The sequence below is a fragment of the Acidimicrobiales bacterium genome (assembly GCA_041394185.1).
Taxonomy (GTDB): Bacteria; Actinomycetota; Acidimicrobiia; order Acidimicrobiales; family Poriferisodalaceae; genus JAAETH01.
In genome coordinates, this window is the sequence record JAWKIQ010000001.1 from 1,308,854 (window position 1) to 1,333,874 (window position 25,021).

Consider the following 25,021-nt stretch of genomic DNA (forward strand, 5'->3'; position numbering starts at 1 on the left):
TGCCGTCGATCGAAGGCGTCCATGGCGGTACCCTCGCCGCCAGTGACGAGACCGACCTCGCTACCGGTTCTTCCCGCAGCTGCACTGTGTGCTGCGTGCGGCGTCATCTTGGGCGCGTGGGCACTGATCCTCACCACTCCGGCGCCGGCCAGTTCGCTGAGCCAACCAGCGGCTCTTCCCAGCGCCGAAACCAGCCTGGTCGCCACCGCTGAACCTACCGAGACAACCGAGATCGCCCCGGTGGTCAGCGATGCGTCCGATGTTCGAGGCAGCTCCGATGTCGTCGTGTCGGCGTCGCCCTTCGCCGGGCGGACCATCGCCGTGGTGGGCGACTCACTGACGCTGTCGGCCGCCGACGAGCTCGAGGATGGTTTCGGCGTGGACCTCGTAGTCGATGCCGAGACCGGCCGAAGCCTCTATGGAGCCACTTCGGCGTTGCGCCATGCAGGCCAGGCGCAGCCCGACATCGTCATCGTGGGTCTGGGCACCAACGACTGGGCGGGCCCGCCCGACTATGGCGAACGCATCGATGAGGCGATCGCGCTGTTGGGCCAGACCTGCGCTGTGTGGGTCAACGCCCAGGTGTTCGAAGACGGCCTGGCGGTCGTGAACTCTGCCATCGACGCGGCCGCCGAGCGCCACGGGTTCGTCGTGGCTCGGTGGTCAGATCTGTCGGGGCCCCCGGAACTGCACCTGTCCGATGGCTACCACCTGAACCAGGACGGGCAGAATCTCTACGCCGACCTGGTGGTGTCGACGGCTGCTGCGGCCTGCCTCTGAGCGGGCGAGCAGGCGTCTGTTACGGCGCTGGGATGCCCGATGAGCCGACGTCGCGGAACTGCGGATCGCGCTTTTGGAAAAAGGCCGCGACCGCCTCGACCTGATTGGGGCTGCCGATCAACTGGCCGATGTATTCGCGCTCGTTTGCGAACGAGGTAGCCGCGTCGACGTTTCCGTACTGGTTGACCAGCTTCTTGGCGCGCCTGATGGCATCGGGGTTCTTGCCCGCGATCTCGCGCGCCAGATCGAGTGCGCTGGTCAGCGGGTCGTCGCTGGTGCGCGTTGCCAGGCCCATCTCTACGGCTTCGGCACCACCGATCATGCGCCCGGTGAAATACAGCTCCTTGGCCACGTCGAATCCCACCAAGCGGGGCAGGATCTGAGACAGGCTCATGTCTGGTACCAGGCCCCAGCGAATCTCCAGCACCGACATCACCGACTCGGGGTGAACGATGCGGATGTCGGCTCCCAGAGCCAGCTGGCATCCGCCGCCCAACGCGTGCCCTGTGACGGCCGCTATCACCGGCTGGTCCATCTCCTGCCACGTCCACACGGCCTGCTGGCCCATGTGTGTGATCCGACCGGGCATCGGGCCTGTGATGCGGGCGACCGAGCCAGAACCGCTGGCCTGTTCGTCCGCATCGGACGAGCCCGGACCTTCTGCCATCTCCTGGAACCGCGAGAAGTCGAGCCCTGCACAAAACGACCTGCCGTTGCCAGACAGCACTACGGCCCTGACCTCGGGGTTCTCCCGCAGCATGTCACCGGCCTCGACCAACGCGGCAAACATCTCGCCGTCCAGGGCGTTGAGTTTGTCCGGTCGGTTCATTCGAACGTCGGCGACGCCGCCGTCGATTTCGATGATTATGCGGTCTCTGACATCGATCGTGGGCATGCCAGAAGTGTGGCCCAACCGCTCGGTCCATACTCAATTATCGACCTCGGCGAACAGGGCGAACAGGGCGAATAGATGGTCCGAGACCGCAACCACGATGCGTTGCGGTCGACGTGTCCCTGGTGAACCTGTCGCGCCCGAAGGCGATATCGGCCCTGTTGGCCGGGGTCATTGCCGCGTCGGCCCTGGTCGGCCTGGCGGCAGGACGCGACGAGGCGTCGGCACAAGAAGCCCCGGCCGGCACGATCGCGTCGCCTGACTCGCCCACCGAGGTCGAGCTGAGGCACGCCAACCTCGGCGAACTGGGCCTGGAGAGCATCGGATATCGCAGCGCCGTCGAAGACTACGAGCGGGCGCTCGACACGATTGATGCCGGCCGCGCTCGGCTCGACGAGATCGACCGCCAACTGGCAGACCTGCGTTCGGCGCAGCGCCAGTTGAGCGAGGGCATACCAGCGCTGGAGACGCGCATCGACGACGCCAGGGACTCGGTCGAGCGGGCCCGGTCGGAGATGGCCGACCTGATGGTCATGCGCTACGTGCTCGAGGGCTCGGAGTCCGATCTGAGCGTGCTCGACGGTGTCAACAGCGGCTCGGCCGACGACGAGCGACGCAATCTGGTGATCGAGACGGTTGCCGCCGCACGGCGTCATGAGTTGACCAGAAGCAAGACCATCCTGGGCGATGCCGAGAACGCGGTTCGGGTTGCGAACGACAGCACACTCTCGGTCGCCGAGCGCATCGCCCAGCTCGAGGCTGAACAGAGCGCCACACAGACGCTGGTGGTTGCGACCGAGGGCGGGCTCGACGCCATGATCGAGCTGATCAGAGACGAGCGCCAGAAGTCTCGCCTCTCGGGAACCGACCTCACCGTGGTGGCCCTCGATGCCTACACCACGGCGGCAGCTCTCGTATCGGCCGAACAACCCGAGTGTGCCCTCGACTGGACTCTGCTGGCCGGCATCGGCCGGGTCGAGTCACGCCACGGCACATACCGCGGTGCCGTGCTGTTGCCAGACGGCACCACCTCAAAACCGATCATCGGAATTGCTCTCGATGGCAGCTCGGGCACGGCCGTCATCGGCGATACCGATGGCGGAGTGCTCGATGGCGACACCACCTGGGATCGCGCCGTCGGGCCCATGCAGTTCATCCCGTCGACATGGGCCGGCTTTGCAGCAGACGCCAACAACGACGGGCGAAGCGACCCGCAGAACATCTACGACGCGGCGCTGGCGGCTGCGAGATATCTGTGTCGCAGGGGCCCGCTGGACGTCGAAGCCAACGTGGTTTCGGCCATCCTCACCTACAACAACTCGCAGGTCTACGTCCGAGCGGTGCGAGCCAATGCCGACACGTACACCGAACTCGGAATCACCCTGAAGCGACCCTGAAAACCCGCAAAGCGGCGGTTGCCGACCTGCCTGCCACACACAGTGGGTCGAGCGAGGGTCTCTGGCAGTGACCACTGTCACAGCCAGGGACATGACATTGATCTGACGATGACCTATCGTGCCAAGGCCATGCCCGAGACCGAGTCATCTGTCGAGCGTGTGGTGAGGGCTGCAGCCGAACGTGGTGTGGCCATCACCCCACTTGTGCAAGCTTCCACCACCCACACCGCAGACGATGCCGCTCAGGCCGTCGGCGTCGACGTGTCGCGTATCGTCAAGAGCCTCGTCTTCAAGGTCGGTGGCCAACCTGTGCTGGTGCTCGTGAGCGGCGTCAACCAGCTCGACGAAGCCGCTCTTGCGGCGGCATCCGGCGGCGGGCGTGTTCAGAGGGCAACCGCAGACGAGGTGCGCAGCGCAACGGGCTTCGCCATCGGCGGCGTTGCTCCCTTCGGAACCGACCTACCCGTGTTCATGGACCGCACCCTGCTCGAGCACGACACCGTGTTCGCAGCCGCCGGCAGGCCGGACACCATCTTCGAGATCGGGTCGAAGGACCTCGCTCAGGCCAGCGCCGCCGTGGTGTGGCAGCTGGCCACCCCTATCTGAGCCCCACACCACCGCGCGCCTCGGGCTAGCTTGGCGCAATGACGGTTCCAGACCGCGCCCAGCTGGACCTCTTGGACGCGCTAGGCAGGCGCTGGGGCCCTCGTATCGTGTTCGAATTGTCGGGCGGAGCGCTGGGGTTCAACGAACTGCGCAAGCGGTGCGACAACATGTCGCCCAGCGTGTTGTCCCGACGCCTGGTCGAGCTGGACGAGGCCGGATTGGTTCAACAAGACGACTTCGAGGCGTGGGAGCTGACCACGCGTGGCTACACCGTCGCCGACTCTCTTGCAGCGGCCACCGCCACGCGGGGCGCCTCAGGGCCGGGTGGTCCTGTCAGCTGAACGGCCAGAATCTGCCAGCCCCGGGTTCGGGCTCTGGAGGGCCGGCTTCGGGTACCGGAAACGTCAACACCGGAACCGCCAGCTGGCGGGCGATGCGTTCTGCGGGCATCAGAGCGAGGCGGCTGGTGCTGCCCAGCTGGCGGGTGCCGAACAGCACGACCAGGTCGGCACCGGTCGAGGCCTGGGCTCTCACCACTGCACCGGTGAACGATTCGGACGTCAGGGCCACGAACTCGAACTCGCATCCCCCAGCTTCGGTCAGACGTTCCACACGCTCGACGTGTTTACTCTCGTCGTCACCGGGCACCAGCAGGTACACCTTGGCGTGCCAGCGAGCCGCGGCGTTCAACAACCACTCGGGCGGATCGACGGCCGACGGTGCAGCCACCAACACCTTTTCGGGCACCTCGTCGAAGTTGACCTCGGGAACCGATGTGTTGGAATCGTCCGTGGTGCTGCGCTTCTCGAGGCCCAGGTTGCGCATCACCAGCAGGGGCCCGATCAGCTCGAACAGGACAACGCTGCCCAAAACGACCGTGGCAGCCTCTACGCCAGGCCCTGGGATGGCCTCAGATGCCAAGACCGCCAAACCCACAGCCACACCCGCCTGCGGGGTCAGATCGACGCCCAGGCGCAGCGACGCCCGCCACCCGAGGCCGCCGACAGGCCCGCCGATGAGGGCGCCGGCCACCTTGGCGATGACCCTCACCACAATGTAGGCAAGGCCGATGACGCCGACTTCGGGTACATCCTCGAGATGGATCGAAGCGCCCGCCAGAGCGAAGAACAACAGATACAGGGGCTGCTCGATCGACTTGATGGTGCGAAACAGCCGTTGGGTGAACGACACCGGCGACACCGACGCCGCGGTTGCACCGGCGACCAGGGCTGCCAGCGGAAGCGATATCTCGACCTGTTGCGACACGGCCCAGCCGAGCAGCAGGTGCACGCCGACGAACAGCAACAACTCGCCCGAGGTCTCGATCTGATGCCCCAACCGGGCGATGAGCAGGCCACCCACGACACCGATGAGCGCTCCCCCGATGCCCAGCTGAACGAAGTCGGCCGCTGCCGACCACACGCTGGCGTCCTCGTTGGTCAAAAGGGTCGCCACTGGCAGTATCGCCGCAAACGTCGTGGTTGCAAGGGCGTCCGAGACAGCGTGCGTCGAGACGAGGCCGCGTGTGTAGGGCGAGGAGACCTTGGCCGAACTGACCACGTGCGCGATTGTCAGAGGGGCGCCGGCGCCGGCCAAGGCTGCCAGCATCAGCGCGACCGAGCGCTCGGCTCCGGCCCACTCGGCGGCGAAGAACACCCCGAACCCCGACAGCACGAACTGGGCCACGCCTGCGGTGACCGACCACCGGGCGGCCTTCAGCGCCCTGGCCGAGGCCCGCTCGCCGATGACGAACATCAATACGGCCAGAGCGATCTCGGTTACGGGCTGCAGCCTGACGAGATCTTCTTCGCTCACCAGCCCCAGGGCCGAAGGGCCAAGCACCGCTCCGACCAGCAGGAAGCCGATCAGCTCGGGAAGGTTGCGACGGGCGAGCACGCGGCTCGCCAAGTAGGCGAGCCAGGCCAGCAGCGCAAATGCTGCGAGGCCGTCGGTCACGGCCTGGCCTTCTCCTCGACCACTACCGAGTCCATGGTGTCACCGACCGATATCGCCAATGCGACGTCCATGCCGGACGTCACGTAGCCGAACAGGTTGTACAGCTTGTCCAGCTTGCGGGTGCAGTCGTCGATGCAGATGAAGAACTGGCTGCCGTTGGTATTGGGGCCTGCGTTGGCCATGGCTACTGCTCCGAGTGTGTACTCGGCCTTCACCGGCTCGTCTGCGAAGCGATAGCCGGGCCCACCCCTGCCGGTGCCGTCGGGGCATCCGCCCTGGACCACAAACGACGGGACGACGCGATGAAAGGTCAGCCCGGTGTAGTAGCCGTCGCGCGCCAGGTTGATGAAGTTGTTGACGGTGGCGGGCGCCAGCTGCGGGTCGAGCTCCATGACGATCTCGCCCTTGGGCGTAGACAGCGTCACCTCGTACAGAATGTTGAGGTCGACGTTGAATTCGGGGGGTTTTGACATTGCTACATGGTGGCAGGCAATCGGCTGTTTCGTGGACATCGCCCCGATCTGGGGATCTGATGTAGGCCCGCGCCCTATCGCGGCCCGGCGTTTCGTACCCTCGTGGCAATGAGGGGACGTCAACTACTTCTGGTCGCAGGAACTTTTGTCGCCACGGCCGCGCTTGTGGGCTGCGGTGATTCGGACGACTCGGGCTCGACGGTCATCGAGACCTCGACGACCACGACAACCGCCGCCGAAGCTGCGGAGTCGACCACCACTGCAGCGCCGGTCGAGACCACGACCACCAGCACCGAGGCACCGGTCGCCAGCACCACCACCGCACCTCAGCGTGGTCAGGGTGCCGAGCTGACCGAGTCTGCCAGGGTGTCAACCATCGGGCTGGGGCCCGTATACGTCGGCGACACGGTCGAGGTCGTCGCCGAGAAGCTCGGAGTCGCCCTCGAACCGATGCCCGATGTGCCCGGTGACGAGACCTGTCGCTATCACACCGCGCCGGGGGGCCCGCCGGGCGTCAGCTTCGTAGTGACCTACGGTCGGGTGTCGCGGATCGACATCGAGTCGCCGAGCGTCATCACCACCCGCTCGGGCGCCGGCATCGGCTCGACCAAGGACGAAATCCTGGCCCTGTTCGGTGACAAGATCGAGGCCACGCCCAACGCGTCGTCCGGCGGCGAGGACCTCGCCTATGTGCCGGTGGACGAGAAGGACGCGAACCTGCGCATCATCTTCGAGACCAACGCCGAGGGGGTCGTGATTCGCTACCGCACCGGTCAGCTGCCCGAGGTCGAATACCCGGGCTGCTGACCTGGCGCAGCGATCGAATCAGTTCGGGCATTCCGAGGCGTCCGGAACCTCACGCCTGTCGACGTTGGTGTCGGTCGGATCGAAGGCATCGGTCGAGTCTTCGCAAACGATGGGCCCCTGTGGGATGAAGAAGCCCACGTCGACGGTGCGAATCAAGCCGTTTTGATCGACGGTGATCAGGGTGCTCTCGTTGGTGAGAGGGTCGATGTCGCTGTCTACCGAGTCGTCACCGATGTCTGGGCTCATGGTGTTCCACGAGATCGGAACCTTCACCAGCTTGATGAAGTACTGGCCCGGTTCGAGGTCGCCGAACCAGTAGTAGCCCGGCTTCGCAGAATCGTTGTCGAGGTTCTGCGAGGTAGTCCAGGCAACCAGGTTGCGATCGACGTCGTAGAGCTCGATCTCGATTCCGTTGACACCCTCTTCGGTGGGGTCCTGGATGCCGTCGCGGTTTGCGTCGAGCCAGATCCAGTCGCCTATGCCGTTGTCGGACTGCGGAATCACCAAGCCGGCGGGAAGCCCCTCGACAGGGGTCAGCTTGGTGCCGTTGGCCAGCTCGAGCTGATAGGCCCACGACATCCACGCATATTCGTCACGGTTGAACGAGCCCTGTGCGGCCCGGACATCCATCTCGATTCGCAGCGACTCGCCGCCCACCCACGACGATCCGGTGGGTGTGTCGACCACGATCCGCACCGCCTTCACCTCGGACAGATCGGCTGGTGCGTCGCCCCAGTCCATGTCGCAGCCGGTGGGCCACGACGTACCTGGCGCCTGGCCGCCCACCTCGGGCCGACAAGGGTTGGTAGAGGTCGAGTACTGCACCGTCACTGACGCCGACGCCGGCTGGCTGATGATCTGCACCGCGTCGGTCAGCGTCGGAGCGAAGTCCGAGTTGCGGGCCTCACCGCTGATCAGTGTGGTATCGCCGAAGAACGGCAAGTTGCCGTAGATGACCGCTCCGCCACCGCCGGTGTTGCCGACGTTGTCGAGGTCGAACCTGAGGGTGGCCTCTTCGTGCGACTCGACCTGAGCGATACAGGGTCGGCTGGTGAAACCCTCGTCGTCGGGGCAACCCACCGCTGGACGGCGCCAATCGAGCGCGGCCGCAACGGCACCGGAACCGTCCAGGTTGGTCGCCTGGATGGTGATGGTGTTGGTGCCTGTGATGAACGGACCCTCGAGTTCGGCGGTGTTCATGACCGACCAGCCCGAGCCAGAGACGCCCTGGCGCACGCCGTTGACGAACACCTCGGTCACCTGGTTGTCGACGACGTAGCTCAACATGCCGATCAACGTCGACGGGTCGTCGTCGGCGGTGATCTCTATGTCACGATGCAGGAAGGTCGTACCGACGTTGCGGCAATCATCGGCCCAGATCGGTTCGGCGTTGCCCGGCATCTCGTTCCACGGCGTGAAGCACGTTGCGCTGAAGGGAGCGTGCACCGCTGGGCGCCTCGGTCCGTTCAGCGTGTCTGACACCGTCCAGTCGTCGTCGACTGCCAACACGTCTGGAACCTCGACGATGTGGCCGTAGATGTCGACCTCGGCCATGTGCAGGTACTGGCCGTTGAGAGCCACCCTCACGTAGCGGGCCAGGGTGCCGTTGGCCGACACGGTTGTGCTGCCGCTGACCAGGGCTGCCGAGTCGATCGGAAGCTCGACCACGCCGCTCTGGCTGCGCATGCCGCTGATGGTGCTGCTGGTGAACGGCACCTCCGACAAGAACAGAGCAGCGTTCGCGATGCGCGAGGCGCAGCAGTCGGTGCGGTTCCAGATGGTGATCTCGTCGATCGCTGCCACCGTGTGCAGGTCGGCCTGCCACCACTGGTTCGACGTCGAACCGGTGTGAGTGACCGAGCCATTCCAGTAGTTGCCGTTGGAGTTCCCGTCACCGGCGTTCGACGCCGCGCCGCCCAGGCTGGGTGTATAAGTAGACGACTGGGTGTGAGACGCCGACTCGTTCAGGTCGACCCGTCGGCTGCCGCTGGTGACGATGTCGCTGACGCGGGCCCAGGTGAAGTCGATGGCCAGCGAGTGGTCGTTGCTGTTTCCGTCGGCCTCGACCTCGACCAAGTTGACGCCGGCCTGGAACGGCCCCGTCAACACCAGCTGGTTGTCGAAGCCCGAGCCCGACTGGTTCTGCCTGACACCGTTGACATAGAAGGTGAACTCGCCGTTGAGCCATGCGTTGGCCTCCAGAACCAGCTCACCCGGCTCGCTGGTGGCCGACAGCACGAAGCTGCGCTGGAACCACCGGCTATCGCGTGAGTCGCAGTCTCTGTCCCAAAGCGGAACCGCCGGAGCCGCCGGGAAGCCCGTCGCACACTGCCCCACGGCCTCGGCGGGGCTCTGGTTCGAGTTGCGGTTGTTGGAAACCGTCCACTCTGGATCGTCTTCACCAAGTGCGATCGACGAGCCGTCGGCGCGCTTGCCCGTGTCCAGATCTGGCAATGTCAGCAGGCTGGTGTTCAGAGCCGTCGAGACGTCTTCGAGATTGGCGAAGTCGCCATCAGGCGACGTGGCGCCGTCGTAGTCGACGAATTCGAGCCCGTCGGTGCCCCTCGACATGGCGGTTGCCTCTATCGAGAACAGCGAATCGATTTCGAACTGCGCGCTGGCAACGCACAGCGCCTCGGCCAATATGCCGTCGGTGTCGATGTCGGTGACATCGGCTGCGGTGTCGCCGACACACTCGATCGGGTACGCGGTGTCGTTGGTCGCCGTGGCGAACTCGATGGGCTTCGTAGCAGCCTGAGCGCCGTCGGCGACGTTGGTGATCAGCCTCAGATCGAACAGATCACCCGGGGCGAAAGACGTGCCGTCGAAGTCGAACCGAACCAGCGTGCGGCCGGTCGAGTTGTGGTCTTCGATCACCGTGATGAAGGGAGCAGTGGCCATGCTTATCGGTGCCCAGCCGACATACTCGAGCCCAGCTGGCAGCAGAACGCCGACGAACGGCTCGACATAGGGCTGTGCAGCCGAGTCGAGATTCTCGACCCGCACCTTGAACGACAGGTGTTCGCCAGGTGCGGCCGAACCGGTCTCGTTCCAGACCTGCAGGAACGGGAACGCCTTGACCTCCTCTACCTCGACTCGTTCGCATTCGGCCCGAGTCGACATGTCGGTGGCCGACCAGGTCGCGCAGTTCTCGACCGACCGGTCGAGTTCGTGGAAGTGCTTCGTGCCGCCGTTGCACGCGATGGCGTCGACGTCGCCGAACCCGGTTACGGGCAGCGCCGCTGCCGACAGCGAGCCGTCGCCCAGCGCTATCGCGATCAATTCGACGTCGGATCCGCTTTCGCGCTCTGCGTACAGCAGCCCGTCGTTGCCGAAGTCGAGGCCTCCGACGTCGGGGTTGCCCGTCAGCACGTGCAGCGCCGTCGTCGCGCCAGTGGTGCGGTCGACGGTGCCCAGCCTGCGGGTGCCAGACGCCTCGGTCACGTACATCGTGTGCGAGTCGGGGTCGACGGCGATGCTCGATGGCTTGTCGAGCGGCCCAGAGATCGGGCCGATGGTGCTTCCTGCGATGGGAGCACCTGTTTCGGGGTCGATCCGGTAGATGTAGTGATCACTTGTCTCGACGATGACCCACAGGGCCTCTTCACCCCCGGCGAGCACCTCGAAGGCTGCACCTTCGACACCCTTGAAGCCTGCGAACTGACCACCGAAGGCCTCGGTTACGACCGTCTCGGCACCCGTCTGTGGGTCGACAACGTACATTGCGTTGCCCGACTTGCCGCCGGCCTCGGCCCACACGACGATGTCTTGCTTGAGCGGCCAGAAGGCGGCTGCGCTGGTCTTGTAGTTGCGGGTCAGCGGCACGATGTCGGCCGCTTGGAGGTTGTCGATGTCGGCCGGTATTGCCGCCAGGCCGAGACCGTTGCGTTCGAACGCGTAACACACGGCTGGAACCTGGCCTCCGGCAGCCGCGCTGACCACCTCGGTGACGATCGAAGCCGGAGTGGTCACCTCGAAGTCGGTCGGAACGTTGTCGAGGTACTCGACCTTCACCTGATCGACCCCGTACGGCAAAGCGTAGGACGCATCCGCGGTGCCGGTGACGGTGGCCAGTGTGGTCCATGCACCATCGACCCGAACCGAGAACCGAGCCCTGGGCGCCGATGGCGTCCAACGGCCGGTGCGCAGCAGCTTCGCGTCGAGGCCGTCTGGAATCGTGTCGACGACCACGAGCTCTTCGACATCGGCGGTGCCGGTGGCAACGGTGTCGAGATTCCACTCGATCTCTCCGCCCAGGCTGACGCGGCGGCTGTTGGCGGTCTTGGTCGCCGATACGTCGCTGATGCCGCCGCAGCCCTCGACTGCGGGCTTGGTCAGCACGTACTCGATTCCGTCACCGGTGCCATCCTCGAAGGCGAAGCCCAAGGCCGTCAGGGTGAGGGGAATCGAGCTGACGGTTCCGGAGATTTCCACCGAGCCGCCGGCCATGCCCCAGTTCCAGGCCCCTACGTTGCCGGTGCGCAGCGCCGGGTCCAGAAGCGTCCCGGTGGTTCGCCACACCCTGGTGGAGGTGGTTTCGAAATGCGGACCATTGGCCGCCGTTTCGGTCCAGGTGAGCCCGCCGCCGAGGTTGACGCGCGAACTGTGAGCCCACACCGTGTCGCCCCAACCCGAATAGCCGCCAATGCGGGCGAGGTGTATCGACGGTTGCACCACCGGATCGTCGAACTCGAAGGTCAGGGTTGCGTCGTTCGGGAACCAGTGAATGACCTCGAGAGCGTCGGCATCGCGAACCGTGGAGATCGAGTAGTCGCTGGTGTCCAGCCGGTCCATCACCGCGGTCTGCATCTGGGCCACACCGGTGATGCGGGCGGTCACAAAGGTCTCGCCGAACGGGGCGCGATAGGTCGTCGAGTTGACCCGGGTCCACTGGCCGGTCTGGGCTGCGGGCACGTCGTTGATCGGCGCACCAGGGGGGCAGGCAACGGTGAAGGGCTCGTAGCTGGCGCCCCAGATCTTGATGTCGGCCTCACCACCGTTGAAGTAGCGGAAGCCGAAGATGGGTGTGGTCTCGGTGTCGACCCCGAATGCCTCGATGTCGAACACCGACATCCACATCGGCTGATCGGGGCGGTTACCCGGCGCGTACCCCGTGTTCCAGGTATACCCACCTGCAGCAACCGATATGCGACTGGAACCGGCGATCAGCTCGCCGTTTTTATCCAGCGCGCCCAGCTCCATGTCCGAGTTGCCCCAACGCTCGGCCACGATCACGAAGTCGTCGTTGTGGAACGGGGCACCGTACATCGCGTCCCAGTCGCCCGGCCAGGTCACGTTGACGTGATCGGTTATCTGGTAGTCGCGCAGGTCGGCACTGACCAGGTTTCTGGCGAGGGCGCTGGCAAACCCCGAAGACGACCGTGCCGTTGTGGTTCCGTTCTCATACACCCAGTAGCCGCTCTGGTTGGCAGGAACGTTGATGTCCTCGATGGTTACCGGGCCGAGGTTGATGTCGTCGAGTACCCGCAGTTGTCCGCCGTCGTTGACGGTGATGCTGACTATCTCGACCGGATCGTCGTCGGCGTCGACCACCGACGTGGCGGGGCTGTTCTGGGCCCGGTAGACCCCGTTGTCGTTCAAGACGATCTGCTGGATCGTCAACGGATCCTGCACACCCTGAGACCTGATCTGGCCCGTCTGGGCAGATGATGGCGCGACAGCAAAGCCGCTGGCCAGCACACAGCCGACCACCAGCGCCCACAGCTTGTGGGTGATGGGAGAAGTCTGTTTGGTTGTCGTTTTGCTAGACATCGTCATTCGAGTCCTGTTGCAGGGGTTCGCTCCGAGGGTCGGCCCCGCGAGCCCTGCCGCTTGAGCCAATTCGTCATTGCAAGTTCGTTGCGAAGCCGTCACCAGATCGCCGCATTGGCGAACGGGGCGTCCACGGGACCCCACGCTCCCCCGACCGTCCACCACAGCTCACCGGTTGTCGAGGTGACCAACGCTGCCGACCCGTCGGGTGACCAGTCGACATCGGCCACCTCGGCGGGGAGGTCCAGCACCGACGCCGATCGACCCGACGCATCCAGAACGATCAGGCCCGACGCGGGGCCTCCAGTGCCGACGCTCAGGGTCTGTGCGTCCCGCCAGGCCACCGCCGTGACGTCGCCTGACACTTGAACCGAAGTCGACTCGCCGATCGAGGTGTGCGTCACATCGAACACCAGGATCTGCCCAGGGATGGCGACAGCGACGGCCGAACCGTCGGAGCGAAAGTCGGTGTCGATGATGTCGTCCGCGACCTCGACCGAAGCCACCTCTACGCCATCGCCCGAAGCCAACACCAGCGATGAGCCGCGCACAAAGGCCACCAAGCTGGCATCGGCGTCTGTGGACGGCATTTGCCCCGGCCCCAGCGAAGTCTTCGATCCGTCCGATCCGATGCGGACTATTCGCGTCGAACCCGACGAAGTCAGCTCGGCGAAGACCGTGCGCGCACCACCGCTGTCGAAGCGGCCGAATGTTTCGGAGTCGGCGGGATCTGCCCCCGGCTGCAGGGGTTCGACACGTGCCAACGTCGTCTCGTCGTCGCCTCGGATCTGGCGGATGGATCCGCCGTCGGAGAGCAGTAGAACGTCGGGAAACAGCAGCTCTACGCTGCTTGTGCCTGCCTCGACATCATCGGCGCGGGGCAGACTGGCGGGCGCTGAGTCGTCGGGCGCTGTGCTTGTGGGCGCGGACGACCCCGTTTCGCCAGGACTGGACGTTGGTGGCGACGCTTCGTTCGAACTGCCCCCGGTGCAGGCACCGCCCACCAATGCCGCCGACACCAGGAGCCCGAACGCCGTGAAGCGTTTGGATTTCCCGAGCTGTTTCATTGCAATGCCTCTCGTGTCGCCCGCAGGGCGGACTCACGAGTATCCAGTCGGCATCAGCAACCCATCAGATAACGCTTTCTGAATCGGGCGGCTCTGGGTTGGCTGTTTCTCAGTCGAGAGCCGAGGCTATCCCCGAGGCCAAGTCGGGCTCGCCGAACACGAATCCGTCGCCTAGCAAGACACTGGGCGAGGCGGCACACGACTGAAAGATCAGCTCCTCGGCCATCTGGCCCATCAGCAGCTCGAGCGCGAACCGCGGAGTGGGCACGAACGACGGCCGGCCGAGCTGGCTGGCGAGTTCTTTGGCGATCTCGTACTGCGAGGCTGCGTTGGGAGAGGTCAGGTTCACAGGACCCTCGAGCTCGGAATGGATCAGGTGAACGATGGCCCGAGCCTCGTCGCGAAGGCTGATCCAGCTCCACATCTGGCGACCAGATCCCAGCTTTCCGCCGACGAACAACTTGGTGGCCAGGATCAGGGGCTTCATGGCCCCGCCACCGGGATCGAGCACGATTCCGGTGCGGGGGTGCACAACCCTGATGCCGGCGGCGCGTGCTGGGTCGGCGGCAGCTTCCCAGTCGACACACAGCTGGGCCAAGAACCCGTCGCCCACCGGTGCAGACTCGTCGACCACGCGGTCGCCACAATCGCCATAGAAACCCACTGCGGAGCCGCTCACGAACACCTTTGGGGGGCTGTCGAGACCGGCGATAGTGGTGGCCAGCAGGTCGGTCGACACGGTTCGGCTCTCGCGAATACGACGCTTCTTCGAGTCTGTCCAACGGCCGGCGATGGTCTCGCCGGCCAGGTGCACGACGGCGTCTGCGCCCTCGAGGGCCGCTGCGTCGATCTGGCGTGCGTCCAGATCCCACTGAACCAGGCCCTCACCGGAGCGCCGCGATACGCCGAGAACCTCGTGGCCTTCGGCCTCCAGCAAGTCCTTGACGGCAGAGCCGATGAGTCCGGTGATTCCAGTGATTACGACCTTCACAGTCCGGTCCAACACCGACCGAGCGCCGTCTATTTCATGGTCGGATCACGTCGCATCGATGGCGGTGATCGGATCGGCCAGGTTGAGGTCTGCGATCGAGCCCTGGAACTGGCGGTCCGAGAAGTTGAACACACCACCATCGGAGGCGACCAGCAGATAGCCGGTGCCGTAGGGCACCATGCCGTTGATCGGCTGGTCGAGGCTGCCCCCGGCGGGAAGCACCTGAGGTATCGATCCCCGGAAACCGGCGCCGAAGGCGAACACACCACCGTCGCTTGCCACCAGCCAATAGCCCGTTCCGTCGGGGTCTGGCGTTATGCCCACAACTGGACCGTCGAGTGTGACCCCCGGCAACACCTGCGGAACCGAGCCGGCGAACTTGGCGTCGCCGAATGCGAAGATGCCACCGTCGGAGCCGACCAGGTAGTAGCCGAGCCCGGTCGGGGTTGCCGCGGCATCGATGATGTCGCCGGCCAGATTCAAGCCGGTGGCGTCGCCGTGATAGCCCGCCGTGCCGAATCCGACAACGCGTCCCAGGCTGGTGACGATCCAGTACCCCGAGCCGTTCGGCGACACCGCAATGGTGGTTGCGCGCTCGCCTGCGCCCAGCGCGCCCTCTAGATCGCCGAGGTCGGAGGCGGCCCCGAATGCGAACACCCGGCCCTGCTGATCGAGGATCCAGTAACCGTTTCCAGACGGATGCAACGCCAGGGCAAGGGCGCTGGTGGTGTTGGCGTTGCCCAGGTTCTGGATCTCGCCAAACGGATACACCACCCCGGTCGAGGTCACCACGGCATACCCCTCCAGCGACGGCGCAACCGTCGTAGTGGTGGTACTCGTCGTGGTGGTGGTTGTGGTGCTGGTCGTCGTGGTTGTGGTGCTGGTGGTCGTGGTTGTGGTGGTCGGCAGCGGCACGCCACCACCCAAACTGACCGATATCGGACTGGTTGCTGCTTCGACCAGCGGTGAAATGCCCGCATAGGCGGCTTGGTCGACCATTCCCACGGCAAACGTCCGCAAGCCGGTCATGGTCTGGGTCAGGCCATTTCGCCCCAAGCCCAGCACGGTCATGGCGTCCTCGTGGTCACGGTACGAATCTGCCGCCGAGTCGTCGTCGAGGTTGGCAATCCAGATGGCCCGACCATCGGCACTGTCGGCCACCGCAACCCACTCGGGAGCAGCTACGTCACCGGTGAAGGTGGCGAGTGCACCGTTGGTGGCTCCGTTGCTGCGAATGACCGTGTCGGAGGCTTCGAGGGTGCCGCCCGGAGTGCCCTCGTACAAGAACCAGTAGTCGGCCCCCGCCGGTGTCTTCAGCAACTCCATGGTTGCGTGGCGCTTGAAGATGCTCCAGCGAACCTTCCACTTGCCGTCGAGGCTCGTAGAAGTGAACACGGCACGCAGGGGGCCCTGGGATTGGACGCTGGTGACGGCTACGTCGTGACCCGGATGGAACTGTGTGTCGGGATACTCGAGGTTGGGCAGGCCGCGGAACATTCCGGCCGAGCCCGTCGCCGTCGACCAGTTGATCCAATCGTCTCCGCCGGCCACGATCGACGAGAAGCCACCGCCGGCGGTGTCGTACCACCACTGGGCCGTCGAGTTGGTGATGCGGTACGCGGCTCGTCCCTGGTCTGTGGTGTTCGTCACCATCGACACCCGGCCCAGCCCGCTGTGATCGACAGGCGTGTACGAGCCAGACGACGCTGTGGTGCGGAAATAGACCTGATAGTGCCGTTGGGTGCTGGTGGTGCTGGTCAGCAGCAGAACCATCTGGCCAGACGCATTGTTGGTGGCGTTGTAGCCGTCGCCGCGATCGAACTGAAAGGCCACATTCGAGCCTCCCGCGACTACCGCACCGGCGCCATCGACCTCGTACACGCGAATCGAGTCGCTGTCGAAGGTGGTTCCTGGCGACCCGGCGGCCGACAACGCTGAGGTGAAATCGACGTCGAATACGACCTCGTGGTCCGATCGGGCCACACCGTCGGGGTCTACGGTGACGTCGAAGCGAAATGGGCGGTCAGGGTCGTGCCATGGGTCTGCGGCCTGGGCCGGCACTATCAACACGGCACCGAGGGTCAACGCAATGAGCACCACGGCGACCACGGTCATGTGGCGCCGCTCGACGGCCGTCCGCCGGTCGAGGTGTGTGGTGAGTGGGTCTGTCATCGTTACGCTCCGCGTGAAGAACGCTCGGCCGGGTTGGCCGATTTCACCACCGCTAGTGATATTTGGGGCCGTGCTCGTGAGCCCGACGGCCGGGCCTTCAGATGACTATCGGCTAACGGCCCGAGAAATTACCCAATCTACGCTCGGCGACCGACGAAGCGCCCTCGGCAGCGTCTTCGGTTGCCGACAGGCGGGCCTGTTCGGCGGCCTCGTGCTGGGTGATGGCAGCCACCCGGTCGGCCAGATCGCCCCGCAGGGTGGCCCTTATCGAGCGAATGGCCAGCGGTGCGTTCACGGCGATTTCCGAGGCGAACTCGAGTGCCCGATCACGCACAGCGGCCTGATCGACGAGCTCGTCGGCCAGGCCCATGTCGACGGCCTCGTCACCCTTGTAACGCTTGGCGGTTAGCAACACCTTCGACGCCATGCGATGTCCGAGCAACTCGGGCAGCGTCACACTGAGGCCAAAGCCCTGGTGAATGCCCAGCGCAGCGAAATTGGCACAGAACCGGGCCTCGGGGCACGTGATGCGGAAGTCCGCCGCGACGGCCAGGCCGAGGCCCCCGCCGATGGCCGGCCCGTGTACCGCGGCCACGATGGGAATGCCGACCCGAAAGATGCGTACGCCCTCCTGATACAGGCGCAATGTCGCCGAGCCGCCGATGTGCTCGCGCTCGCCCTCAGGACTGTCGGGAGCTACTCCCCCGCCAGCGAAGTCGGCTCCTGCGCAGAATGATCGGCCCTCGGCGGCCAGCACTATGGCGCGCACGTCGCCCGAGCGGTCGAACTGCTCGCATGCATCGGCAATGTCTGCGATCTGCTGGTAGTTCAAGAAGTTGTGGGGAGGGCGGTTCATCACCACCAGCCCGACATGATCGTGGCGGCTGATCAGGAGGCTGTCTGACATGGCTGGTCACGCTAGCGCCTCCGCGCGCCTGGCCTCTAGCTCGAAGGGATGATGGTGGTAGCTGAGGCAGCGGCACCACTCGACCCCATAGCGCCTGGCCATTCCCACGCGACCGTAGCGCCGCGCCTGCCTGACGTGTGTCAGCTCGTGCACCAGCAGGCGTGCGTCACGTCGATCGGCGGCGTCCAGGCGCCGCGCGACGAACACCGTGCTGCCGAAGGTCACACCCACATGGCGCGTCGGTACGCGGGCATCCTCGACCAGGCGAATCGAGGCAGGGTCGAGGTCGCCGCAAGCGCACTCGACCCGCTCGGTCAGAGCGGAGCTGAGACCCTTGCGACTGGCCAGCAAGCGGTCGATGTTCATCGCCCTGACCGCCACCTCGTATCCGAAATACACGGGCACAGACAGGAGCTGACCGGCGCCGACCCTGACGCGGGCCAGCACACCGCGGCCCGGCTTCTGCTTCCGTGACGCGCTCTGCAGATCAGCCATGTGACATCTCGCCACCCGGGCCCGAGCGGGCCCGCTCTGCTGCCATGGCGGCGTAGGTCTCGGCGGCAGCCCGGTGATAGCCAGAGGGTTGACCAACCGATGCGAACGAATCTGCGATCTCGTGCATCTCTCCGACGAACCTCCACGCCTTGGGCCCAACCGAGTGCAGCGTCGAGGCGAGCCGATCACCCAGCCCGGGTTGAGACCTGGCCCACTCTGCCTCGAGAGCCTGGTCGACGCCGGCGGCGGCCGCGTATGCGCCAACGGCAGCCAGCAGCGCTGACGAACCCTTGGTCCATGCCGCGTAGGCCATCTTCAGAGCCGACGCCGCACCGTACCGATCGCCCAGGTCGACGGTTTCCAGCAGTGTCCCGTCGAACAGCGAGGCGACCTCGCCCGACCGGCGACCCGACACGAACAAGCGCGTCGAGCCCTGGGTCCACGCCGGCGGGCCCACGATTCCACCGTCGACCACCTCGACGCCGCCTTCCAGTTCGGCGGTTTCGAAGGCCTGAGCCACCGCTAGCGCCGTGGCCTCGGATATTGCGTTGGCGTCCAGATACAGACCACTGAACCCGCACTGGGCGGCGGCAGCCGCGACCTCGGCGGCGACGTCGACCGCGCTGGCTGGCGGGCACACCGAGATGACCATGTCGCTGGCCGCCAACAGGTCGGGCAACGACGTGACGGCTACAAGACCCGCCTGCTGAGCCCGTTTCGAACTGGCTTCACTGCGCCCGGCGCTGCACCACCGAACCGTGTGGCCCGCCGAGGTCGCCGCAGCCGCAACCGATGAGCCCATCGCCCCAGGATGAAGGATTGCGATGTTGCGCTTGTGTGGTGATGCCATGCGACGATCCTACGATCACCGGCTCACCGCCGACCCATCGGTCACCAGCGGGCAGACACCCAGGGTCCGTCGTCCAGATGCCCATACATCCCTGCCGACCACCACGCCAGTGCGCCGGACCCGGTAACCATCACCAGCGTTCGACGGTCGGGCGCGGCATCGAGGGACGCCACCGCTTCGGGCAGCAGCGTCGAGCTGAGCCTTCGGTTGGCCTCGACATCGGTCACGATCAGCCGAGGGGCCGAACTGGACGCGACACCCGAGAACGTGTTGGCGGTCGGTACGAGATCTTGTTCGATCACAGCCAACACCCCGTCATCCAACCACGTCGGATGGTGCCAGACACCAGAACGCGGAGTCGGATACAAAGCCACGTCGACGATCTCGAGGCCGTTCATCGACGCCAACGAAACACCAAGTCCGTCGGCCGAAGTCCAGCCGATCGCAAGCGAAGTGCCGTCCGGCGACCAAGAAAGGGTGTCGACCCGGCCTGGAACCGACGCCTCGGCACCCGAAACACGACCGGCCAGGTCTGCGACGACCACCTGCGAGCCGTCGCCCAGGGCCACTCGGCCTGTCTGGGACTGGGATGCGACCGCCCGGGCCGAAAGCTCGGCGCCGGCTTCGCCCGACGGGCTTATCTGACGCGCCGACAAGGTGCCATCGGCTGCGGCGACCACGACGATCGCCGAGCCGCCGTCGGTCAGATCAGCAGAAACGAAGCGCTCTGCCAGCGCAGGGTCAGAGCCGATGTCCAGAGGGTGTGGTCGTCGCCAAGACGTCGAAGGTCTGAGTGTCCAGTTCGAGCACACCGGCCACCCCGGGGCCCGCAACGATCAGCCGGCTCGGCGCCGACGCCGGCAGCTCACCGTGGGCCGGAACCTCGCTGGCCGCGGCAATGCCGGCAACCGGGCCCGCCGCGCCATCGGCTCGATCGCCCGCTGCCTCTGTGGCCGCAGTCGTTCCCGGACCTTGCGTGGCCGCATCATCGGCGCCAGACGACGACGTGCAACCGGCCGCGGCCACAATCGCCAAACACACGACAGCGGCTCTCGTGATGGTCATGACGGACATGGCAACCTGTCGTTCACTTCGCGGCGGTCGGAGGGATTGGCCGTCGGGTCGTAGACCTCGGCGTCATCTGGGCAATCGACCGGGCCCGACGGCACGAAGTAGGCCATGTCCCAGTCCAGCTCGAACTCGTCGGGACCTAGGTTCAAAACCGGTGTCTCCAGGGTTGCGATCGCACCGTCGGAGTCGATCGAGTCGTCGCCGCCCTGATTGGGCAACATCGCGTTCCAGCCAGGCTTGGGAGGCCCGAATCGAACGTAGTAGTCGCCTGCGGGCACATCGCCAAAGAAGTAATAGCCGGGCTTGGTCGGGTCGCCCTGCAGGTCGGCCGTGAACGTGGTGCGTGCCAACGAGCCGTCCGACCGATACAGCTCGACCCGAACATCGTTGATTCCAGGCTCGCCCGGGTCCTGGGTACCGCTGCGGTTGGCGTCGAGCCACACGAACGAGCCGATGCCGTTGTTGGGCCGCTTGATCATGATGCCGGTCTTGCGGGGTTCCGAAGGGGGCAGCGCCAGACCGTTGTCGCTGCGCACTGACGTGTACCCCAGCGACGTCCACCCGATCTCGCCGCCGAAGGGCGAACCGTGTGAAGCGTCCATGTCGTACTCGATGACGATCGCCTCACCACCACGCCACCTCGCCGCTCCCCCAAAGGCACGCACACGTACAGCCTGCACCTGCCTCAGATCGGTGGGTGGAGGTCCCCAGTCGTCGATACAGCCGGCCGGAAACGCCCCACCGCTGGACAGCTCCGGACGGCACGAGTTGGGCTCGACGCTGTATTCGATCACCACCTCGGCACCCGGCGGTGCCTGGGTGATGATGAGCGGCGACTGCAGCGCCGGACGCCACTCGCTGCGGCGTAGGGTGCCCGACAGAACCTCGGTCACACCGGTGTCGCCCACGAAGGGAAGCGTGTTGTAGAACGCCAGCTCCTCGAGGTCGACGTTGCCCGCGTTGTAGATCTCGAGGCGGAAGTCGGCCGACCCCAGCGACTTGGTCTGGGCCACACAGGGATAGTTGGTGTATCCACCACTGTCGGGGCACGCGACGGTCGGAGCTGCCAGCGTCGCCCAGTCGAGATGGGGCAACGTCGGATCTCCCTGTACCCACATTGTGGCCGTGGTCAGAGCGGCCTCGACCACGTCGAAGCTGGCATTTCCAGCGCAGAGCTGTTCGGCGGTGTCGCCGTCCTGGTCCTGGTCGTAGTTGTCGGTTGCCTTCGACGAATAACACTCGACATCGTGGGTGGTGCTGTTGGTTCCCGACAGCACCTGTACCGGGTGCCATCCGGGCGGCACGCCCATCGACACCTTGGCCCGAATCCTGAAGTCGGACCACTCTCCGGGGAACCGCGAGCCGATCACCTCGAAGCGCACCAGGGTTCGCCCGGTTCCCGCGTAGTCGTTTGTCACCGTCACCGTCGGCGAAACACCCGCGCTCAGGGTCTCGGTTGTGACGAACTCGACCTCGGTCGGCAACAGCACCGAGATGAACGGGTTCACCAGCGGCAGCTGGGCGCTCGAGTGATTGGCCATACGAACCAGGAACGAGATGTCGTCGGTTGGCCGCAGATTCGAACTCTCCGACCACACCCGCGGGTCGGGGCGAGCCGCAGGTGTGATGACAGACACCGAGCTGCGGTAGGTGGCCGAACCAGCGTTGACAGAGGTCCAATCACCGCAGTTGCCAACCGATTTCGGCGCCGTGTACCAGTTGCCGTCGCGGTCTGGCCTTATCGCCTGCGTGGTCACCCTGTGCGGATCGGTCACGTTGAACGACAGCGGAACGGTAGAAGCGCTGAGGTCGCTGTAGCTGACCCGTATGGCCCGGACCCCGGCGGGCAGCACGTACCAAGCAGCCGAGTTGCCATCGAAAGTGCCGATGTTTTGCCACCCGCCGCTGCGCTTCATCTCGAAGTGCGCCTGAACCGTCGAGGGCGACCACATACCGGTATATATCTGGGCCGGGGCCAGCTCGGGTTCGAATTCGTCGGTCCACATCAGGCCATCGGCTTCGAGCGAGCCGATCGAATTGGTGTCGAATCTCCAGTCGACGCTGTCGCCGATGGGCACCACGGCCGCCGAGCGGCTCTTGTAGCCGTTGAAGCCCGCCATGGGCGGAATGGTCGTCGTCGTGGTGGTAGTGGTCGTGTTGCCCGTGGTGTCGCTGCACCAGATCGCCCATGTGTCGGAGGCATCGAAGCCGTTCGAGATGTCGACGGTGGCCGTGACATAGCCGTAGGTCCCATAGGGAGTGCCCGGCGGGAAGCGGCCCGTGGTGTTGAGCAGGCCAGAGCCGCCCGCTCGCACCGTTCCGATGTTCCAGCTGGTGGTGCCGGTGCCCACCAGAGTGGTGAACGAGACCGTCACCACCATGTCCAGGCAGCTTCCCTGGCTGCCACACGAGTAGACGATCTGAAACGGTATGTCGACTCCGCTGACCTCGTGGTCGGGCCCGCCGACGTCGACGCCGGCGCGGGGCGTGGTGCTGTCGACGGCCGAGACCCAGTGCGAATCGCTGCCGTCAGAACCACTGGAGGTAGTGCCCGACGCGGTGGCGGTGCCGACCGAGCCGTGCGATGTTCCAGGTGGGAACACCATGGTGACCGTCAAAGTCCCGGACGTGCCGGTCGCGACGGTTCCGATACTGAAGCTCGTCGAACTCACGGCGTTCATCACCGCCGGGCTGACATCGATGACCACGTCCTGGCAGTCGTCGGTACCCGAGCACCAGTAGTCGACCGTGATGTCGAAGTTGGTGCCGATGTCTGCGTTCGCAGGACCCGAAACGTTCACCCCCAACGATGTGGGCGTCACGTTCACGGCGGTGACGCTTGCGCTGTCGCTGGTTCCGCTCGCGTTCGACATCGACATCTGGGCCGTGGCGATGCCGGTCGATCCATTGGCTGTCGTGTTCGGGAAGCGGCCGCTGACAAACACCTGGCCGACGGTGCCCGAGCTGATGGGTCCCACCGAGAACGACTGCGCGCCAACCGGGTCCATACCCACATATGTGACGTCGATGCTGACGTTCAGGCAATCCTCGTCGCCCGAGCACGAATACGAAACAGTGAACTGCACGTTGGTGCCAACGTTCGCCGACGCTGGTCCCGAGATGGCTACCGAGCCGGCCACAACCGCCCCAGCAGGCGGCGCGCTGACCAACACCGTCGATGCCAGCACGGCCCCGGCCACCACCACGAGAGCCAGTTTCGTGGTCAGGCGGCGCATCACAAACGCGCCCACGCCGGCACTGGGGTCTCACGCCAGTCGACGAAGGCATACGCGGCCGAGATCTGCGGATACAGCGGCGGTGCCAGGTCTCTGAAGCGGGCATCCCACTCGAACGTCTGGCTAGGGAAATACAACACGAAGTCGCCCGAGTCTCGTGTGGCGATCGAGCCATGGAAGTTCAGATGCGGCGGAATCACCGTCGGCGGCACCGAGCCCCACTGACCACAGGTGCGTGCAATACGAATCTGACCCTTCTGGGCCAAATAGGCGCCCAACAGGTTCATCTCACCGGGCGTCACATGCCCCACGGCATGGGGATTGATGACGATGTCGCCAGAAGAGACCAGGCCCAACACGTCACCGATGGAAGGATCGCGATACTCGATGTCGGCGTTGATGACGACGTCGGCCTCGTCGCTGGCACTGCCGGCCGCAATGGTCAACGGGGCGCCGATCTCGACCGGGCCTGTAGGAGTCCCTACCGAACGATTTCCCAGCACCACCGTTGCGTTGGCCCAAAGCACGCCGTTCTGCGGGATGTCGAAGCTGCCCAGCACCTGCCAGTTGTTGGTGTTGGGATTGGTGTCGCCGTCGTCGTCTTCCTCGGCGTTGATCCACCACCACTCGTCGGGGTCGAGACAACCCCGGGAAACCCGCTCGGTCGAATACCAAACCGCCACCTGAGCGGTTGCACCAAGCGTGTAGGGCTGCACCAAGTAGGCCGTGGCTCCCGGTTCGTCCAAGCAGATGCCGCCTCTGAGACAAGCCGTCTCGTGCAGCAGGTCGATGTCGTCCCACAACTCGTCGAACACCAACGGCTCAGGGAACACGTCGGTGACCACTCCCCCATGCGCGCCAGTCGAGTCGTAGCCGATCGAACCCTCCAGGAAGTCGGGAGGGCTCAGGATCTGATTGTCGGCATACACATCGCCGCGGGTCTCGCCAACAGGTGTCCCGTTGAACACGACGTTGTTGCCCGAATACACCGGTCCCTCCACCTCGGCACCAGGCGTGAAGCGCAGGTCGACCTCCGACAGCCACTGAAACGCCGACACCGCTGGTGGGCTGATGTCCACGCTGATGGTGCGGTACTGCTCGCGCTGGCGAATCTGGCCGGCGACGATCAGTTCGACCGCGCCCCTGTCGCCGCGAGGACGAACCTCCAGCAGTACCTCGCCATCGTCGGCGTCGACGGTCAAAGGATGACGCTGCCACTCGGCAGGTGCTGGATCGTCGAGGTAGGCCCACGCGCCGCAGCCGTTGAACCACGCCTCGCCCGCGTTCTTCTTGTCGTTCAGATCGGGCGACAACGGATCGGTGCATGTACGCGTGCGCTCGAACTCGTCCACCCAACGCAGGTGATACGACGGATCCACCGACAGCTTCGAGACATACCGGTCGACGACGGCCTCCATGTGGCTCAGCAGCACGTCGTCTCGTTCGTTGTAGCGCGCATCGCGGTACTGCGCCGTCGCCTCGCGTGCCAGCACCAGCACCGCTGCGAAGATCACCATGATCCCCAGCAACACCGTTATCAACGCGATGC

The 25,021-nt window shown here is 65.4% G+C and carries 19 protein-coding genes; 5 read left to right on the forward strand and 14 right to left on the reverse strand.

Going from position 1 to position 25,021, the window contains the following annotated elements:
* The first annotated feature begins 42 nt into the window (after positions 1-42).
* The gene (locus R2770_06170; protein ID MEZ5280039.1) at positions 43-780 is read left to right on the forward strand and encodes a GDSL-type esterase/lipase family protein; all 738 of its coding nucleotides are present in this window, start codon (positions 43-45) and stop codon (positions 778-780) included.
* A gap of 19 nt (positions 781-799) precedes the next feature.
* Here R2770_06170 and R2770_06175 read toward each other — a convergent pair whose 3' ends face one another.
* Positions 800-1,675 carry a crotonase/enoyl-CoA hydratase family protein gene (locus R2770_06175; protein ID MEZ5280040.1) on the reverse strand — a complete coding sequence of 292 codons (876 nt, stop codon included), beginning with the start codon at positions 1,673-1,675 and terminating at the stop codon, positions 800-802.
* A gap of 122 nt (positions 1,676-1,797) precedes the next feature.
* Between R2770_06175 and R2770_06180 the strand changes: the two genes are divergently transcribed.
* From R2770_06180 to R2770_06190, 3 genes are all read left to right on the forward strand, one after another.
* Positions 1,798-3,069: a lytic murein transglycosylase gene (locus R2770_06180; protein MEZ5280041.1), complete on the forward strand. Its 1,272-nt coding sequence runs from the start codon at positions 1,798-1,800 to the stop codon at positions 3,067-3,069.
* 108 nt (positions 3,070-3,177) lie between these two features.
* A complete protein-coding gene (locus R2770_06185; GenBank protein MEZ5280042.1) occupies positions 3,178-3,675 on the forward strand; it encodes a YbaK/EbsC family protein in 498 nt (165 codons plus the stop codon).
* 38 nt (positions 3,676-3,713) lie between these two features.
* A complete protein-coding gene (locus R2770_06190; GenBank protein MEZ5280043.1) occupies positions 3,714-4,016 on the forward strand; it encodes a helix-turn-helix domain-containing protein in 303 nt (100 codons plus the stop codon).
* Here the strand turns inward: R2770_06190 and R2770_06195 are convergent.
* Together R2770_06195 and R2770_06200 are read right to left on the reverse strand one after the other, a co-directional pair.
* Positions 4,009-5,631: a cation:proton antiporter gene (locus tag R2770_06195; protein MEZ5280044.1), complete on the reverse strand. Its 1,623-nt coding sequence runs from the start codon at positions 5,629-5,631 to the stop codon at positions 4,009-4,011. The two genes, R2770_06190 and R2770_06195, sit on opposite strands and share 8 nt — an antisense overlap.
* Complete coding sequence (locus tag R2770_06200) at positions 5,628-6,104, reverse strand: peptidylprolyl isomerase (GenBank protein MEZ5280045.1); 477 nt, start codon at positions 6,102-6,104, stop codon at positions 5,628-5,630. The genes R2770_06195 and R2770_06200 overlap by 4 nt, the downstream gene beginning before the upstream one ends.
* Positions 6,105-6,212: 108 nt before the next feature.
* Here R2770_06200 and R2770_06205 point away from each other — a divergent pair, with 108 nt between their 5' ends.
* The gene (locus tag R2770_06205; protein ID MEZ5280046.1) at positions 6,213-6,911 is read left to right on the forward strand and encodes a hypothetical protein; all 699 of its coding nucleotides are present in this window, start codon (positions 6,213-6,215) and stop codon (positions 6,909-6,911) included.
* 18 nt (positions 6,912-6,929) lie between these two features.
* On the opposite strand, the gene R2770_06210 is transcribed toward R2770_06205, so the two are convergent.
* From R2770_06210 to R2770_06260, 11 genes are all read right to left on the reverse strand, one after another.
* Complete coding sequence (locus R2770_06210) at positions 6,930-12,683, reverse strand: SdrD B-like domain-containing protein (protein MEZ5280047.1); 5,754 nt, start codon at positions 12,681-12,683, stop codon at positions 6,930-6,932.
* Between the two features lie 98 nt (positions 12,684-12,781).
* Positions 12,782-13,750: a hypothetical protein gene (locus R2770_06215; GenBank protein ID MEZ5280048.1), complete on the reverse strand. Its 969-nt coding sequence runs from the start codon at positions 13,748-13,750 to the stop codon at positions 12,782-12,784.
* Positions 13,751-13,859: 109 nt separating this feature from the next.
* Complete coding sequence (locus R2770_06220) at positions 13,860-14,741, reverse strand: TIGR01777 family oxidoreductase (protein MEZ5280049.1); 882 nt, start codon at positions 14,739-14,741, stop codon at positions 13,860-13,862.
* Positions 14,742-14,786: 45 nt separating this feature from the next.
* Positions 14,787-16,913, reverse strand: a complete 2,127-nt coding sequence (locus R2770_06225; GenBank protein MEZ5280050.1) for a hypothetical protein — start codon at positions 16,911-16,913, stop codon at positions 14,787-14,789.
* 112 nt (positions 16,914-17,025) lie between these two features.
* Complete coding sequence (locus tag R2770_06230; protein MEZ5280051.1) at positions 17,026-17,820, reverse strand: enoyl-CoA hydratase/isomerase family protein; 795 nt, start codon at positions 17,818-17,820, stop codon at positions 17,026-17,028.
* A 6-nt stretch (positions 17,821-17,826) separates the two neighbouring features.
* Positions 17,827-18,315 carry a DUF4157 domain-containing protein gene (locus R2770_06235; protein ID MEZ5280052.1) on the reverse strand — a complete coding sequence of 163 codons (489 nt, stop codon included), beginning with the start codon at positions 18,313-18,315 and terminating at the stop codon, positions 17,827-17,829.
* Positions 18,308-19,165: a DUF1932 domain-containing protein gene (locus R2770_06240; protein ID MEZ5280053.1), complete on the reverse strand. Its 858-nt coding sequence runs from the start codon at positions 19,163-19,165 to the stop codon at positions 18,308-18,310. Before R2770_06240 ends, R2770_06235 begins: the two co-directional genes overlap by 8 nt.
* A gap of 41 nt (positions 19,166-19,206) precedes the next feature.
* Entirely contained in the window at positions 19,207-19,845 is a 639-nt protein-coding gene (locus R2770_06245) for a hypothetical protein (protein ID MEZ5280054.1), read from the reverse strand.
* Between the two features lie 61 nt (positions 19,846-19,906).
* Positions 19,907-20,230 (reverse strand): hypothetical protein, encoded by a 324-nt coding sequence (locus tag R2770_06250; GenBank protein ID MEZ5280055.1) that lies wholly within the window; start codon positions 20,228-20,230, stop codon positions 19,907-19,909.
* The gene (locus R2770_06255) at positions 20,227-23,487 is read right to left on the reverse strand and encodes an SdrD B-like domain-containing protein (protein ID MEZ5280056.1); all 3,261 of its coding nucleotides are present in this window, start codon (positions 23,485-23,487) and stop codon (positions 20,227-20,229) included. The genes R2770_06250 and R2770_06255 overlap by 4 nt, the downstream gene beginning before the upstream one ends.
* Positions 23,472-25,004 (reverse strand): hypothetical protein, encoded by a 1,533-nt coding sequence (locus R2770_06260; GenBank protein MEZ5280057.1) that lies wholly within the window; start codon positions 25,002-25,004, stop codon positions 23,472-23,474. The genes R2770_06255 and R2770_06260 overlap by 16 nt, the downstream gene beginning before the upstream one ends.
* Between the last annotated feature and the right edge of the window lie 17 nt (positions 25,005-25,021).

Excerpts from the sequence above, each read along its gene's own strand:
- R2770_06210 (MEZ5280047.1), bottom strand. The coding sequence starts at position 12,683 with ATGTCTAGCAAAACGACAACCAAACAGACTTCTCCCATCACCCACAAG.
- R2770_06235 (MEZ5280052.1), bottom strand. The coding sequence starts at position 18,315 with ATGGCTGATCTGCAGAGCGCGTCACGGAAGCAGAAGCCGGGCCGCGGT.
- R2770_06240 (MEZ5280053.1), bottom strand. The coding sequence starts at position 19,165 with ATGGCATCACCACACAAGCGCAACATCGCAATCCTTCATCCTGGGGCG.
- R2770_06200 (MEZ5280045.1), bottom strand. The coding sequence starts at position 6,104 with ATGTCAAAACCCCCCGAATTCAACGTCGACCTCAACATTCTGTACGAG.
- R2770_06225 (MEZ5280050.1), bottom strand. The coding sequence starts at position 16,913 with ATGACAGACCCACTCACCACACACCTCGACCGGCGGACGGCCGTCGAG.
- R2770_06175 (MEZ5280040.1), bottom strand. The coding sequence starts at position 1,675 with ATGCCCACGATCGATGTCAGAGACCGCATAATCATCGAAATCGACGGC.
- R2770_06205 (MEZ5280046.1), top strand. The coding sequence starts at position 6,213 with ATGAGGGGACGTCAACTACTTCTGGTCGCAGGAACTTTTGTCGCCACG.
- R2770_06190 (MEZ5280043.1), top strand. The coding sequence starts at position 3,714 with ATGACGGTTCCAGACCGCGCCCAGCTGGACCTCTTGGACGCGCTAGGC.
- R2770_06230 (MEZ5280051.1), bottom strand. The coding sequence starts at position 17,820 with ATGTCAGACAGCCTCCTGATCAGCCGCCACGATCATGTCGGGCTGGTG.
- R2770_06250 (MEZ5280055.1), bottom strand. The coding sequence starts at position 20,230 with ATGACCATCACGAGAGCCGCTGTCGTGTGTTTGGCGATTGTGGCCGCG.
- R2770_06215 (MEZ5280048.1), bottom strand. The coding sequence starts at position 13,750 with ATGAAACAGCTCGGGAAATCCAAACGCTTCACGGCGTTCGGGCTCCTG.
- R2770_06185 (MEZ5280042.1), top strand. The coding sequence starts at position 3,178 with ATGACCTATCGTGCCAAGGCCATGCCCGAGACCGAGTCATCTGTCGAG.